Raw genomic sequence first — 15695 nt, 5'->3', positions numbered from 1 at the left:
TGGAGCTTTTTTAATTATATAACCAACTGAAATAAAACATTTTATTTAATTTCAGCATTAAATAATTGATTAAATTTGATATTCGAAATTTCTAAAATTTATAATCCACTGTGGCCTGAATTTAGATATTTCTGAATTCCAGAAAACAATTGGTTACAATCAAATTTTAAACTTCAAAAAATCTTCATCAATACATAAAATTAAAGTTCATGAAAAAAATAACAGTAATTATCGTAACCCTATTTTTCTCTACTTTTCTATTGGCACAAACAACATGGAAAGCAGATCCGATGCATTCAAAACTAACTTTTAGCACCGTACATCATGGTATTTCTGATATTGCCGGATTATTCAAAACATTTGAAATAACTGCTACAGCTAACAAAGCAGATTTTAGTGATGCCATCTTTGAGCTTTCAACAGAAGTAGCTTCCATCAATACCGAAGTAGAAATGCGAGATAATCATTTGCGAAGTGCTGAATTCTTTGAAGTAGAAAAATATCCGAAAATGACTTTTAAAAGTACCTCCATAAAAAAACTCGGAAAAGAAAAAGGCAAATACAAGTTAATGGGCAACCTCACACTACACGGAATTACCAAGCCGGTGACTATTAATATGTGGTATCGAGGAACGATAGTAAATCCACAATCAAAAGCAATTACAGCAGGTTTTCAGTTTAGCGGTATTCTAAAACGTTCAGATTTTGATATTGGTCCAAAATTTCCTGCGCCAATGATTAGTAATGAAGTAAAAATTAAAGCCGATAGTGAATTCATCAAACAACAAGTTTCTGCCAATGGATTGTAAAACCGTTATCGATGAAACTAGCAAAATAATTATAAATGAAAAACAAAATTCTTCTGTTGATCAGTTCTAAAAAGAGGAACTATTTTGAGGTTAATTCATTCATAATAAACACCAAATTCTGATTTTAACAACGAAAAATTGATTAAATTTGATAGTAGAAATAATCCATTGGTAGGATGTTTTTTTGTACTTCTGGATATTCAGATTAAAGTAAAAATCTAATCAAAAGGATATGGGAAACATGAAAAAAATAGTAATCGCAGTTGACAATGATCCCACATCAGAGAAAATTGCTTTGAGTGGTTTTCAACTTGGTCTTCAACTAAAGGCTGAAATTGCATTATTAAGCGTTGTTGACCTCACAATGCTTATAACTGAAGGTGCAGTCACTCCTAAGGAATTTGCTGACATCACCATAAACGATTACAAAAAAAATCAACAAATGCTTGTTGACACCGTATTTAAGGAACATAAAATCTGGACTTTTGTAGAAGAAGGAATACCGTATGAAGTAATTTTGAATGTGGCCAAAGAATGGGATGCTGATATAATTGTTTTGGGTACACATGGCAGAACTGGATTTTCACACTTAATTATGGGCAGTGTCGCTGAAAAAGTAATCCGGCATTCAGAAATACCAGTATTTATTATACCTACCAAGCCATGATAGAAAAACTTCTTCCTAACAGAAAGCATACGGAAGAAACAATCCGAAGATCAATAGTAAAAACGATTAGTTACAGAGTGGTAATTTTGGTACTCGATTTTATTTCTATTTATCTATTCACAGGACAAATAAAAATAGCCCTTGGTTTTATGATTGTAAGCAATATCTATACAACACTTGCTTATTTTTTTCATGAGAGAATTTGGGATAAAATAAAATGGGGAAAAACCAACCTAAAAAGTTCAGGCCAATAAAATTTGAATTGCAACAATGATAATTATAAAAATAATCTAGGATGGCATTTATAGACTATTATAAAATCCTTGAAGTGGATAAAAAAGCAACGGAAGCAGATATTAAAAAGGCATATCGCAAGATGGCCCGAAAATACCATCCCGACTTAAATCCAAATGATAAGGAAGCAGAAAGAAAATTTAAGGAAATCAATGAAGCCAACGAAGTATTGAGCCACGCCGAGAATCGTAAAAAATATGATGAATACGGTGAAAACTGGCAACATGCTGAGCAATATGAAAAAGCAAAACAGCAAGGTCAATATTCAAGAGGCGGACAGCAAGATGGTTATGGAGGATTTAGCGGTGGCGGTGGTGGCGATTTCTCTGATTTTTTTGAATCTATGTTTGGTGGTCGTGCATCAGGAGGTGGCGGTCGTCGTCGAAGTGCCCAATTTAAAGGACAAGATTTCAGTACTGAATTGCATCTGGACCTAAAAGACGTTTACACCACCCACAAGCGAACCTTAACGATCAATGGCAAAAACATTCGAATCACTATTCCTGCCGGAGTCGAGAATGGTCAGCAAATAAAAATCAGCGGACTTGGAGGAGAAGGCTCAAGTGGTGTACCGAAAGGAGATTTATATATCACTTTCACTGTTGAAAACCATACTAATTTTAAGTTGGACAACCACAATTTATACTCCACAGTGGATTTAGATTTATACACCGCCATATTAGGTGGCGAAATCACCGCAGATACATTTGACGGAAAAGTAAAACTTACGGTAAAACCCGGAACTCAAAACGGTACTAAAGTAAAACTGAAAGGAAAAGGATTTCCTATTTATAAAAAAGAAGGAGAATTTGGTGATTTATATATTACGTATCAAATACAAATCCCCACAAATCTTACCGAAAAAGAAGCAGCATTATTTACGGAACTTGCTAAGTTAAGAACAACATGAACATAGAAAACCTCATCCCCTTACCTACATTAAGTACCCATTACAAAGTGGAAATTGCTTTCTTTAACAATCTCAGTGAAATGGGTTTACTCGAAATAAAAACAATCGAAGAAACACAATACATTCACCCTGATGCCATTTTTGAAATAGAGAAAATGATTCGGATGCATCAGGAATTAGCCGTTAATACGGAAGGAATTGATGTAGTATTTAATCTTCTACAAAAAATAGAAGACTTACAAAATGAACTAACTTCCGTTAAAAACAGATTGCGATTGTACGAAAGTTAATTTATAAATAGAGAAAATTATAAACACATCCAAAATTATGATTTTCTAAATTGGACAATACATGAATTCAGTTTGGTTTTCAACTATGTTTTGTACTTTTTGCAAAATAAAAAACGCCTCTTAATGCCTTATTTTATTGGATAATTTTCCATTCTATTTCTAAAACACAATTAGTAAGATTATTCAAACATTAAATTACTTTTACTTGTAACAAAAATCCATAAAGTCATACTAATTTTAAAATCAAATTTTATTTTAATATGGCAAATCTTACAGAGTATTGGTGGGTATTAGTTTTAGTTTTATTTATCGTTTTTTATAAATTCGTTTTACGTGTTTTTTTCGGAATGGTAATAGTACCGGAAGATAAAATTGGTTTAGTTACCAAAAAATTCGTTCTCTTTGGAGCCGAAAAATCATTGCCCGACGGAAGAATTATCGCGACTAAAGGCGAAGCCGGTTTTCAGGCTAAAACACTTGCTCCAGGTTTATATTGGGCAATGTGGCCTTGGCAATATTCAGTAAACATGACCTCATTTACCATTATTCCTGAAGGAAATATTGGCTTACTATTGAGTAAAGATGGCGCCGAAATTCCAACAGGTCGAATTTTGGCACAAAAAGTAAATTCTGATAATTTTCAAGATGCTACTTTATTTCTAAATAATGGCGGACAAAAAGGACGTCAATCAGCCTTTATCACAACAGGATCTTATCGTATCAATACTTTTCTGTTTGAAGTAGTGATGACCCCACAAATCGTGATTTTTGAAAACATGGTTGGAATTGTCACTGCAATGGATGGAGAACCTATTCCAATAGGTCAAATTGCAGGTAAATTTGTAGAAAACCACAATAACTTTCAAGATTTTGATCAATTTCTAAAAAATGGAGGTAATAGAGGATTACAACCTCAAGTTATTTTGGCAGGTTCCTATTATATCAACACATGGGCGGTACAAATTGAGCAAAACCCAATGACAGATGTACCTATTGGTTATGTTGGTGTGGTAATTTCCTATATTGGAGAAGACGGAAAAGATGTTACCGGAGATACTTTCAAACATGGAAATATTGTTTCAAAAGGGCAACGTGGGGTTTGGATGGAGCCTTTTGGTCCGGGAAAATATGCTTTGAACAAATACACAACAAAACTGGAACCAGTTCCAACAACCAATTTAGTTTTGAATTGGGCAGATGCCAGAAGCGAATCACACAATTTAGACAAAAATCTATCTACGATTACGGTGCGTTCTAAAGATGGATTTCCTTTTAATCTGGATGTTTCACAAATCATACATGTACCTGCTAATGAAGCGCCAAAAGTTATTGCCCGTTTTGGGAGCATGAACAACCTTGTTTCTCAGGTTTTAGAGCCAACAATTGGAAACTACTTTAGAAACTCAGCACAGGATAGCGATGTGATTTCGTTTCTTTCCACCAGAAAAGAGCGTCAAGAATCAGCTAAAAATCATATCAAAACGGTTTTAGATGAATACAATGTAAATGCTGTGGACACCTTAATAGGAGATATTGTTCCACCAGAATCATTAATGAAAACGTTAACCGATAGAAAAATTGCCGAAGAAGAGCAAAAAACCTATCAAACCCAAAGAATGGCACAAGAACAACGTCAAGGTGTAGAAAAAGAAACTGCCATTGCAGATATGCAAAAGGAAATTGTAAAAGCATCACAAAGTGTTGAAATTGCACAACGTACAGCTGATGCAACGGTTAAAAAAGCCGAAGGGGATGCAACCAGTTTAAAGCTCAATGTAAATGCGGAAGCCGAAGCTACAAAAATGCGTGCCAATGCCGAAGCTGAAGCTACAAAAGCAAGAGCCGGAGCACAAGCTGAAGCAACGAAACTTACTGCAAGTGCAGAAGCCGAAAGAATTTCTAAAACTGGTCTTGCCGAAGCTGAAAAAATTATGGCCATTGGTAAATCAACTGCCGAAGCGTATCAATTACAAGTTTCTGCAATGGGTGGTGATAATTTTACAAAATATAAAATAACCGAGGAAATAGGTAAAGGAAAAATCAAAGTAATTCCAGATGTTCTAATTTCAGGAAATGCAGGTTCTGACGGAGGTATAAGTGGCCTTCTAGGAATGAAATTAATGGAAATGATGGATACTAAAAACGGGAAAGACGAATCGAGTACAAAATAATCTCCAATTTAAATTATCATCAAAAAAATCCGCTTTTCAGCGGATTTTTTTTGTCTTTTTCATAACTTATTAATGTTCCGTATATTTTCACTAAAAAACCATAAAAAAACAAACGAACAACACCTAACACCACTGTAAATCAGCAAAATAATCGTATATTTGGGTAGCCATTTTCTGTTAAAAATTAATTCATTCGCTTATGGATAGTTTTTCTAAAATAATCGAAATATTCAAAGGTTTTCTACTTGAAATTGGCGAACTCTCTTATTTTGCAGGACGTTTTTTTAAAGAAGTTTTTAAACGTCCTTCTGAATTCAAAGAATTTCTACGCCAATGCTTTAATATGGGAAACCGTTCTCTACTGCTTGTTGCCGTTACAGGATTCATCATTGGTTTAGTATTCACTTTACAATCAAGACCCACATTACAGGAATTTGGTGCCGTTTCCTGGATGCCCTCTATGGTAAGTATTTCGATAATAAGAGAAATTGGACCTATTATAACTGCCTTGATTTGTGCAGGACGTATCGGTTCCGGTATTGGCGCCGAATTAGGTTCGATGAGAGTTACAGAACAAATTGATGCTATGGAAGTTTCAGGCACAAATCCCTTTAAATATTTAGTGGTTACCCGCATATTGGCAACTACTTTTATGCTTCCCGTGTTGGTTTTTTTTGGCGATTTTATTGCCATTTTCGGTTCCTATCTGGTGGAAAACATAAAAGGAAATGTTTCTTTTTTATTGTATTACAATCAGGTTTTTGATGCATTGGAATTTGGGGATTTAATACCCGCAACAATTAAAACTTTCTTTTTTGGGTTTGCCATAGGATTAGTGGGCTGTTTTAAGGGATATAATTGTAAAAAAGGAACTGCAGGTGTGGGTTTAGCAGCAAACTCTGCGGTAGTTTTTACCTCAATGCTACTTTTTATTATTGACTTTATTGCTGTTTTTATTACGAATATTTTTTATGATTTATAACTGATTATGAGTGCATCTATACCATATACGGAACCTATTATAGAAATCAAAGACTTGCGAAAAAGCTATGGTGAGAATCATGTTTTAGATGGTTTTCATATGGTTTTGAATAAAGGGGAAAATCTGGTTATCATGGGAAAATCTGGTTCAGGAAAATCAGTAATGATAAAATGCCTGATTGGATTGGAAGAGCCTGACAGTGGATCTATTGCAATTATGGGAAAAAACATTGCTGAACTAGACCATGAAGAATTAGACGAACTCCGGACTGAAGTTGGATTTCTTTTTCAGGGAAGTGCTTTGTATGATTCAATGACCGTCAGAGAAAATCTGGAATTCCCATTGCGCCGTCACAAGAAAAAATTTGGAAAAATAAAAGATACAACTCCACTAGTTATGGAAGCGCTAGGAAATGTAGGCTTAGCACACACAATAAATCTAATGCCCGAAGAACTTTCAGGTGGAATGAAACGCAGGATTGCTTTAGCAAGAACTTTAATACTACAACCAAGTATTATTCTTTATGACGAACCAACTACTGGATTAGATCCCATAACGGCAAAGGAAATTTTGTTGTTAATGATGTCTATCCAACAAAAATACAATACTTCGGCAATCATAATTACGCACGATGTAGATTGCGCCAGAGTGATTTCGAACAGAATGATTTTATTAGTCGATGGTATCAATTATGCCGAAGGTACTTTTGAGGAATTATCAAGCTCAACTGATCCTAAAATACAAGCTTTCTTTAAATAAAAATAAAAATGGAAAAAACGACATCACAAAAAATACGTCTTGGACTTTTTGTAATAATCGGGTTATTGATTTTCATACTAGCCGTTTATTTCATTGGCGACAAGCAAAAAATGTTTGGAAAAACCAACCATTTAGAGGCAATTTTTAATAATGTAAATGGCTTACAATTAGGAAACAATGTGCGTTATTCCGGAATAAATGTAGGAACTGTACGTGCCATAGAAATGATTAATGATTCTACCATTAAAGTGGATATGCTTATTGACAAAACCATTTTTCATAATATACGAAAAAATGCTATTGCCACCATAGGTTCTGACGGTTTAGTAGGGAGTATGATCATAAACATTATCCCAGGAAAAGGAACGGCAGTATCTGTAGAACCAGGAGATGAGATACATTCCTTAAGTCGCATTCGCACAGATGATATGCTCAATACCCTTGGTGTGACCAATAAGAATGCAGCGCTTCTTACAACAGATTTACTTAAAATTACAAAGGAAATAACGCAAGGAAAAGGAACAGTCGGTTTGTTGATTAAAGATTCCATTTTAGCCAACGATTTGAAAGAGACCATGCATTATTTGAAAATCACAGGAAAAACAACCTCGGAATCTGTAACAAAAATAAACAACCTCATTTCTTCTTTAGATAATAAAAATAATGTAATTGGTGTTTTGAAAGATACCGCTGTCGCCAATAATATAAAAAAAATTGTCAGAAACTTAGATGAATCAAGCAATAAGATAGACAAAGTCATAACCAATCTTAATTCGACAATTGTAAACATTAAAGAAGGAAAAGGAGCCATTAACTACCTTTCTAATGACCCAAATTTAGTTCGGAAAATAGATTCTACAATGAAAAACATAAACGAAGCCAGTTTTCGGTTAAATGAAAATATGGAAGCTTTGAAACACAATTTTTTATTTCGGGGTTATTTTAAAAAACAGGAAAAAGCAAAATTAAAAGAGCAGAAAAAATAGGAGATTGAATCTATACCGGAAAAATAAATTACAAAAAATCAACTCATGGTTACTATAGAAAAACTTGGTATTATACTAAGCCCCACTGAAAGAGCATTCGAAAATACAGGAGTTTTAAATCCTGGTATTTATCAAGATGGGAATACAGTACATATTTTATACAGAGCGGTACAGAAAGGAAATTTATCTACCATTGGATATGCCAAAACAGAAGGTCCAATAAAAATAGTTGAAAGAGCAGAAAAACCTATCATTACTCAGGACTTTGATTACGAAAAACAAGGAGTGGAAGACCCGAGAATTGTAAAAATTGAAGATACATATTATATAACTTATACTGCTTATGACGGTATCAATGCTATGGGAGCACTTGCTACTTCTAAGGATTTGATTCATTTTGAAAAACAGGGAATAATTACTGCTCCGGTTAACTATCAGCAATATGAAAGTCATGTGAATTTTTGCAATGCGAGTAAACTAAACCCAAAATACCATGAATATTATAATCTTTTTTCACAAATAGGACTAAAAAGTGATGAAACCCGCTTACTACGCGATAAAGATGTGGTATTGTTTCCAAGAAAAATAAACGGGCAATTTGTCCTTTTGCATAGAATATGGCCGGGTATCCAAATAGTGAAATTTGACAACTGGAAAGATTTAACGTTATCTTTTTGGGAAAATTATCTACAAAACTTAACCGATCATATTCTTTTAGATCCAAAAGATGCTTATGAAATGAGTTACATTGGAGCTGGAGTTCCACCAATAGAAACTCCCGATGGATGGTTGCTAATTTATCATGGAGTACACGAAACAACAACAGGCAAAATCTATCATGCTAAGGCTGCTTTATTGCATCTAGAAAAACCTGAAATGGAAATATCCAGACTTCCTTACCCGCTCTTCTCTCCTACCAAACAATGGGAAATAGAGGGCGAAGACAACGATGTCGTATTCCCAACCGGTCATGCATTGTTTGGGGATGATCTTTATATATACTATGGTGCAGCTGACAAACATATTGCTGTTGCTAAAATGAATATCAATGAATTGCTTCTTGAATTAAGAAAGCAACCTTAAAAAAAGCGTCATGAAATTTGAAAAAGTAATAAAAATGCTAATTGTAAGTTCTTATTCTCCCAGAGAATGCGGGATAGCGACTTTTTCTAATGACATTGTAAATGCAGTGGAAATTGTTTTTGGAGAAACTCTTCCTGTCGAGGTTTGTGCTTTGCAAAATAGTGACCAAAACTTCTCCTATAATGCTGAAGTAACCTATATTTTACCTGTTGATTCATTAGAGCATTATAGGCTGGTTGCAGAGAAAATAAACGAACGAAATGATATTGGCTTGGTTTGTATTCAACATGAATTTGGCCTTTTTAGAGGAGATTATGGCGATTATATTCTCTCTTTTATATTAGCGCTAAACAAACCAATTGTCACCGTTTTTCATACTGTACTCCCAAACCCAGATGAAAAAAGAAAGAAAATTGTTCATGCAATAGCAGATTTATCCGATAGAATTATTGTGCTTACCAAAAATTCAGAAGCTATATTGACTAGAGATTACGAATTGCCTAAAATGAAAACAATCGTAATTCCTCATGGCAATCATACTGTACTATGGGAACAAAAAGAGGAATTGAAAAACAAATATGATTTCTCCGATAAAATAGTAATGTCCACATTTGGATTAATCAATAAAAACAAAGGCATCGAAACCGTATTACGCGCTTTGCCGGAAATTGTCAAGAAAAATCCTGAAGTCATTTATTTAGTGATTGGCAAAACGCATCCTGAAATAATTTGTTGTGAAGGAGAAAAATATCGGGATAGCCTTATTGATATTGTGCATGAACTCCATTTGGGAAACAATGTTATTTTTATCAATGAATATCTTCAATTGTGGCAATTACTAGAATATTTAACGATATCAGATATCTATTTATTTTCTTCTAAAGACCCCAATCAAGCTGTCAGTGGCACTTTTGCTTATGCGATGAGCTGTGGTTGTGCCGTCATTTCTACTCCCATTCCACATGCTGTTGAAACTCTTGTAAATGGAAACGGAATACTATTGAATGGATTTGATAAACCAGAAGAATTCGAAAAAGCAATTTTGCATCTTATTGAAAATAAAGAAGAACGAATTGCTATGGGAAGAAACGCTTTTTCATTGGCACATGCCACAACATGGGAAAACATTGCTATTCAATACCGGTTATTATTCGACCAATTGACGAATCGAGAAGAAGATTTAAAGTTTAATTTTCCCCCAATAAAATTAGACCATATTAAGAAACTCACCACTGATTTTGGAATCCTTCAATTTTCAAAATTCAGTCAGCCTGATCCTGAATCAGGTTATACCTTAGATGATAATGCCAGAGCATTAATTAATATGGTTCTATATAACAAAGTGTTTCCTGATAAACATGTTTTGAAGCTCGCAAATATCTATTTAAACTTTATAGAAGGCATTCAACGAAACAATGGCTGGTTTGATAATTACAAAAGCTTTGACCATCAATTAACGAAACAAAATGAAGAAGTAAATCTTGAAGATGCTAACGGGAGAGCCTTATGGAGCTTGGGAACCGCAATAGCACATAAAGAATCTCTACCTGCAGGAATGATTTTACGGGCAGAAAAATGTTGGAATAAAGCAATCAAAAGAATTAACGACATTAAATCCCCAAGAGCCATAGCCTATGCTTTGAAAGGACTGTATCATTATTATTTAGCATATAAAGAAGAGAGTATAAGACAGAATATAGAAAAATTTGCCGATGAACTTTTGCATCACTATCATATCAATTCAGCAGAAAATTGGTGTTGGTATGAAGATTATATGACTTATGCCAATAACGTTTTGCCCGAAGCGATGATGTACAGTTATTTAGTTACAAAAAATCCTAAGTATAAAAAAATTGCAGTAATCACATTTGATTTTCTCCTTTCTCATTATTTTATGAAAGGACAGTTAAAAGTAATCTCAAACAGAGGCTGGTTCAAGAAAGAAAATGAAAGAGTTTTCTATGGAGAGCAGCCTATCGAAGTGGCCACTACAATTATTGCATTGGATTTATTTTATGAAGTAACCAAAAATAAAAAATACAAAGATCAATTAAAACTGGCTTTTATCTGGTTTTTAGGAAATAATCATCTGAAACAAATCATGTATAATCCTGAAAATGGTGCTTCCTATGATGGATTAGAAGACAAACACATCAACATCAATCAAGGTGCAGAATCTACCTTATGCTATTTTAAAGCGAGATTAATTATGGAAAAATATGCCGAAAACAACCTTTAAAATCTTCGATAAAAAACTATTTCATAGTGTTTAAAGATTTATTTATCAAGCCAATGTACTAGCTACTTCCTAAGTATATGAACTCTGGTTTTACGAATTTGTCTTTCGGCATTGTGACGCAATTGTTCATGATGCAAAAACCATCCTCCAATAGCTCCAATAATACTTCCCAGAAGAATATCGACAAATCGAACCGAAATTAAAGTATTCGCATCAACAGTCATGGCACTTCCCGCCTCGGCCAAAAACAAAGTTAATGGCGTAATAAAAATAACTGCCAATCCATAATGTCTCACTACCAACATTTCAATTATAAATTGCAACACCATAATGCTAATACAGATAGTTAAGGGAGTCATTTTTAGCAATAACAACAGCCATGCCAGTCCTAAACCTATAAATGTTCCTAAAACACGCTGAAAACTCCTTTGCCATACATGTTGCAAACTAGCACCCTGCATCACGGCTAAACAAGAAATGGGCAACCAATACGGATTACTTAATTGAAGTAAATGCCCTATAAGCAGCGATACAAATATAAAAAATCCAACAATCCCAGACTCAAACAAAGTCGTGTAATTGCTTTTTTTGACCACGATTAATTCCGTTTTTACTGGATTAGCACTAAATAAACTATAAAATAAGGCCAATAAACAGGCAAGCATTGCTCCCATCCCAATCAACCCCACACGAATAGGAATCTTTTCTAAATCAAATGGCATACAACTCGCAATGGAAGCAATCATGATAAAAAAGAAGCTTCCTGGAGGTTTCATTCCAAAGTAATTGACAACCCAATAGACACTCATGGCAAACAAGCCTAAAACTACAGCAGAAAGTATCGGATTAAAACTAAAACAAAGTCCAATAACAAAGGATATCATAAAACCAAATGAACAGGTCAACAGCATAATCATTCGTCGTGCCACAGTAGTAGTTGGTAAATATAAAATAACCAACCCTCCCATGCAGGATAATATCCCGTAATCAAGTTTGTTAAAATAATAACCAATCAACAAGGGTAATCCAACACACAACGATGCTAAAACCGGAAAATGCCATAGCCGTTCCGTTTTTTTTAATTCGAACAACGATTTTGCTTCTCTAAAGACCAGTGTTTTGAAATTATCTTTCATTTTGATTATTTATCTTTTTAAATACTTCTCAATGCTTCAATAAGCAAATCAATATCTTCTTTTGAATTATAATGGCTTAAAGAGATACGCAAACTTGGTTTTTTCAAATCTTCATTAGAAAGCATTTCCGCTAATACATGAGAAGGCTTTATACTTCCGCTTTGACAAGCACTTCCGCGAGAAACTGCGATTCCTTTCATATCTAAATGGAATAAAATCATAGCCGTTTTATCTTCAGAAAAAGGCAATAAAACATTCAATATATTATAAAATCCATCAACGCTTCCATTGATTACAAAAGCCGGAAATTCAATTTCGAGTTGAGTAATCAAGTAACTTTTCAATTCAGAGATATGCTTTCTTTCTGCTTCTAAATTAGAATAGGAAAGTTCCAGTGCTTTTGCCATTCCCGCAATTTGGTGTAAGGCTTCCGTTCCTGCCCGCAATCCTTTTTCTTGTTCGCCACCAAAAAATAAGGGTTGTAAACCGGAGTTTTTTCGAATAAAAGCAAACCCAACCCCTTTAGGACCGTGAAATTTATGGGCGCTTGCCACAATAAAATTAATGGGTAAGGCTTGTAAATCAATCGTTGTTTTTCCAACGGACTGTACGGTATCGGAATGAAATAAGACATTGTGTTCTTGGCAAATTAGTCCTACTCTATCCAAATCTAAAACAGTTCCTGTTTCATTATTCACATGCATCAGGCTTACCAACGTTTTCTTATCCTGAGAAAGCAGCTCTACTAAATCAGTGATATCAATTTCGCCATTTGGTTTAACAGCCACATAATCAACCTGAATGCTGTATTCACTTTGCAAGACTAAAATCGTATATAAAACGGCATGATGCTCTATTTTACTGGTAATTATTCGCTCTACTTTCAAATCTTTAACGGCAGAACGAAGAATCCAATTGTTGGCTTCAGTGCCACAGGAAGTAAAAATTATTTCTTGTGCAGTACCATTCAAATGTTTTGCAATTGATTTTCTGGACAGTTCTAAAATACTTTTGGCATTACGCCCAAAACTATGCGTTGACGATGGATTTCCATAATCTTCGGCCATAACTTTGGTCATTTCTTGAATAACTTCAGGACGAATTGCCGTTGTAGAAGCGTTATCGAGATATACTTTTTTCATTTTTTGAAATTATAAAATTATTTTAAAGCTTCCATTTCTGATGGTGCTTCTTTCAATTTTCTGGAAAAGATTAGTTTCTCATTAAAGACAACTATCGAAACCAAAATCAGAAAATAGGAAAACAATTGAAGAGTAGTTACCTGTTCATGGTAATAAAATATGGCTAATAAAAAACCAATAATTGGATTAATATAGATCATAATTCCAACTGCTGACGAATTAATCCCTTTCAATGCATACAAATTTAAAAACAAAGGAATAATCGTAAAACAAACTACGATTACTAACAAACAGCTGTAAAACAAGGATTCCGTGGGCAAGGTTCCACTATAATTTGGATAAAAAGGCAAGAGAATTAGGGCTGTAAAAACCAATTGAATGGTCAAAACAAGGAACTTATCCAATTCACTATTCTTTCGTTGACTCACTAAATACATCGCATAAGTTGCTGCTGTAATAAGGCTGTAGAAAATATCTTCAAAATGATTGAAAGACAATAAAACACAACTGAAAGCACTTATCATTACTGCAAACCATTGCCATTTACTCAGCTTTTCTTTCAATATAAAAAAAGCGAATATCGTGGTTAAAATGGGACATATTAAATAGGCTAAAGAAGCTGCTTTTACACTGATATGATTCATTACATAAATGAAAACAAACCAGTTTGAGGATAAAAACACGCCACCTCCAAGTGTCAATACAACAACACTTCGTTGCTGTTTAGGAGCCAAGCTTTTAAAATGATTCCAGTCTTTTTTTAAAACTTTTTTTCTAAAAGAAAGATTAATCAACAGCATGGTAACAACACTAAAAAAAACGCGGTAAAATAAAATGTCCAAAGACGGGTAATCATGCAATGGTTTTAATGCTAAACTAAAAAAACCCCAGACAAAAAAGGCAGAAAAAGCGGCTAAATAGTATTTGTTGAGTCTCATATCCAGTATTAAATTGCCGCAAAGATAATGATTTCTATTTGCTTTGAATTAACGCTTTCTTGTCAAATCAAGAAAGTATCAACGGCAGTTTTTAAATCATTATTTAAAATCTAAAAGCCTAAAATGCTGTTAAATTCAATGATTTTGAATAGGAATGTATTTGGAACAAATTAAAAATTCTATTTTTGTTTCAAATACTATACATATGAAAAGAGTTGCAAGCCTATTGGTTTTAGCGTTGCTGTTAAACAGCTGTGATGATGGAAATTTAACTTTAGAAACTATTGATTTCTCAACTGCTGCAACACAAAAATGCACTACCAATAATAATATTATCTATAAACTCAAAGAAAAGGAATCATTACTTCTTGACATCCCAGAAAGTACGTTCTTAAACGAACCCAGTTTGGTTGACACTCCTGTCATTATAGATATCAATACGAGTAACAGAGTTGTATATCGTTTTTATAACGGAACGGTTGCATCGCCTACCATTTGTGAATCTATACCACCGGCAACACCAATTGTAACAGACCAATGGACAGCTACTGCTGGGAAAATCCAAATATTTACTACTGCTGTAAAAACTACAAATGCAACTGATAACAGTACCAAAATAACGGGTTACAATCATAATATTGTTTTCAAAAATATCACTTTTGCAAAAAGTAGTGGTACCCAAGTGTATGAAACATTTGCGTTTGGAGATTATGTTACTTCAGCAACTTCATTGCCATTTGGGTTTGATAAAACATTAGAACAATGCCCAACATCTAAACAAATTTACGATAATAACAGTAGCGAAGCGCTCACATTAGACATTGATCCTAATTTGATTGTTAATAGTGCTACTCCTCTAAATACTCCTAGAACCGGACTTATAAGCGCAACGGTTAATAAGCTTACGTATCGATTATTTTCAGGTTTATTAACCTCCAGTTATTTTTGCACAACTACGGTTCCTACAACGCCTGCGATAAGTGAAGAGTGGATTGCCGTGGCTGGAGTTTCAAATGTAAGTGGAATTGTTGAAGTAACTACAACCTCATTTGCAAACGGTTTTAAACACACTATCGTGCTTAAAAATGTTACAATGAAGAAAGGAAATAATGATTTCAAATTAGGTGACAACTACATTTATGGGGAACTTTTAACTGCAAATTAAAGACCAATAAAAGTCTAAAATCAAGCCTATATAACCGTAAAAAAAGCGTCGATTCTTAATATATTTTCAAATGAAAATGACTTAAGAATCGACGCTTTTTTTGTGTTGTATAAGAACTAAAACA

General features: G+C 34.0%; 15 protein-coding genes. 12 read left to right on the top strand and 3 right to left on the bottom strand.

Annotated features, from left to right (window positions below; genetic code table 11):
• The first annotated feature begins 209 nt into the window (after positions 1 to 209).
• The 11 genes from OA85_RS01550 to OA85_RS01500 all read left to right on the top strand — a co-directional run bounded on the left by OA85_RS01550 (position 210) and on the right by OA85_RS01500 (position 11190).
• The gene (locus OA85_RS01550; RefSeq protein ID WP_039107679.1) at positions 210 to 809 is read left to right on the top strand and encodes a YceI family protein; all 600 of its coding nucleotides are present in this window, start codon (positions 210 to 212) and stop codon (positions 807 to 809) included.
• A 241-nt stretch (positions 810 to 1050) separates the two neighbouring features.
• Positions 1051 to 1476 (top strand): universal stress protein, encoded by a 426-nt coding sequence (locus tag OA85_RS01545; protein ID WP_231557057.1) that lies wholly within the window; start codon positions 1051 to 1053, stop codon positions 1474 to 1476.
• Entirely contained in the window at positions 1473 to 1730 is a 258-nt protein-coding gene (locus OA85_RS01540) for a DUF2061 domain-containing protein (RefSeq protein ID WP_052257107.1), read from the top strand. The genes OA85_RS01545 and OA85_RS01540 overlap by 4 nt, the downstream gene beginning before the upstream one ends.
• Before the next feature lie 41 nt (positions 1731 to 1771).
• Entirely contained in the window at positions 1772 to 2680 is a 909-nt protein-coding gene (locus OA85_RS01535; protein ID WP_039107675.1) for a DnaJ C-terminal domain-containing protein, read from the top strand.
• A complete protein-coding gene (locus tag OA85_RS01530; RefSeq protein ID WP_039107673.1) occupies positions 2677 to 2970 on the top strand; it encodes a chaperone modulator CbpM in 294 nt (97 codons plus the stop codon). The genes OA85_RS01535 and OA85_RS01530 overlap by 4 nt, the downstream gene beginning before the upstream one ends.
• Positions 2971 to 3230: 260 nt before the next feature.
• Entirely contained in the window at positions 3231 to 5141 is a 1911-nt protein-coding gene (locus OA85_RS01525) for an SPFH domain-containing protein (protein WP_039107671.1), read from the top strand.
• Positions 5142 to 5340: 199 nt separating this feature from the next.
• Positions 5341 to 6123 carry an ABC transporter permease gene (locus OA85_RS01520; protein ID WP_039107669.1) on the top strand — a complete coding sequence of 261 codons (783 nt, stop codon included), beginning with the start codon at positions 5341 to 5343 and terminating at the stop codon, positions 6121 to 6123.
• 6 nt (positions 6124 to 6129) lie between these two features.
• A complete protein-coding gene (locus tag OA85_RS01515) occupies positions 6130 to 6882 on the top strand; it encodes an ABC transporter ATP-binding protein (protein WP_039107667.1) in 753 nt (250 codons plus the stop codon).
• An 8-nt stretch (positions 6883 to 6890) separates the two neighbouring features.
• Positions 6891 to 7868, top strand: coding sequence for an MlaD family protein (locus tag OA85_RS01510; protein ID WP_039107665.1), 978 nt, complete (start codon positions 6891 to 6893; stop codon positions 7866 to 7868).
• Positions 7869 to 7913: 45 nt separating this feature from the next.
• Entirely contained in the window at positions 7914 to 8951 is a 1038-nt protein-coding gene (locus tag OA85_RS01505; protein ID WP_039107663.1) for a pesticidal protein Cry7Aa, read from the top strand.
• 10 nt (positions 8952 to 8961) lie between these two features.
• On the top strand, positions 8962 to 11190 hold the full coding sequence (locus tag OA85_RS01500) for a glycosyltransferase (protein WP_039107661.1): 2229 nt from the start codon (positions 8962 to 8964) through the stop codon (positions 11188 to 11190).
• Between the two features lie 62 nt (positions 11191 to 11252).
• Here the strand turns inward: OA85_RS01500 and OA85_RS01495 are convergent, their stop codons facing one another.
• Genes OA85_RS01495 through OA85_RS01485 form a run of 3 tightly spaced genes read right to left on the bottom strand, consistent with a single transcriptional unit; the run spans position 11253 to position 14406 of the window.
• Positions 11253 to 12326 (bottom strand): FUSC family protein, encoded by a 1074-nt coding sequence (locus OA85_RS01495; protein WP_039107660.1) that lies wholly within the window; start codon positions 12324 to 12326, stop codon positions 11253 to 11255.
• Between the two features lie 17 nt (positions 12327 to 12343).
• On the bottom strand, positions 12344 to 13468 hold the full coding sequence (locus OA85_RS01490; RefSeq protein WP_039107659.1) for a cysteine desulfurase family protein: 1125 nt from the start codon (positions 13466 to 13468) through the stop codon (positions 12344 to 12346).
• 17 nt (positions 13469 to 13485) lie between these two features.
• On the bottom strand, positions 13486 to 14406 hold the full coding sequence (locus OA85_RS01485; RefSeq protein ID WP_039107657.1) for an EamA family transporter: 921 nt from the start codon (positions 14404 to 14406) through the stop codon (positions 13486 to 13488).
• Positions 14407 to 14611: 205 nt separating this feature from the next.
• Between OA85_RS01485 and OA85_RS01480 the strand changes: the two genes are divergently transcribed.
• On the top strand, positions 14612 to 15571 hold the full coding sequence (locus OA85_RS01480) for a hypothetical protein (protein ID WP_156129393.1): 960 nt from the start codon (positions 14612 to 14614) through the stop codon (positions 15569 to 15571).
• Positions 15572 to 15695 lie beyond the last annotated feature (124 nt).

This window comes from Flavobacterium sp. AED (genome assembly GCF_000812945.1).
GTDB lineage: Bacteria > Bacteroidota > Bacteroidia > Flavobacteriales > Flavobacteriaceae > Flavobacterium.
The sequence above is the reverse complement of the archived record's forward strand: the minus strand, read 5'-3'. Positions and strand labels throughout refer to the sequence as shown.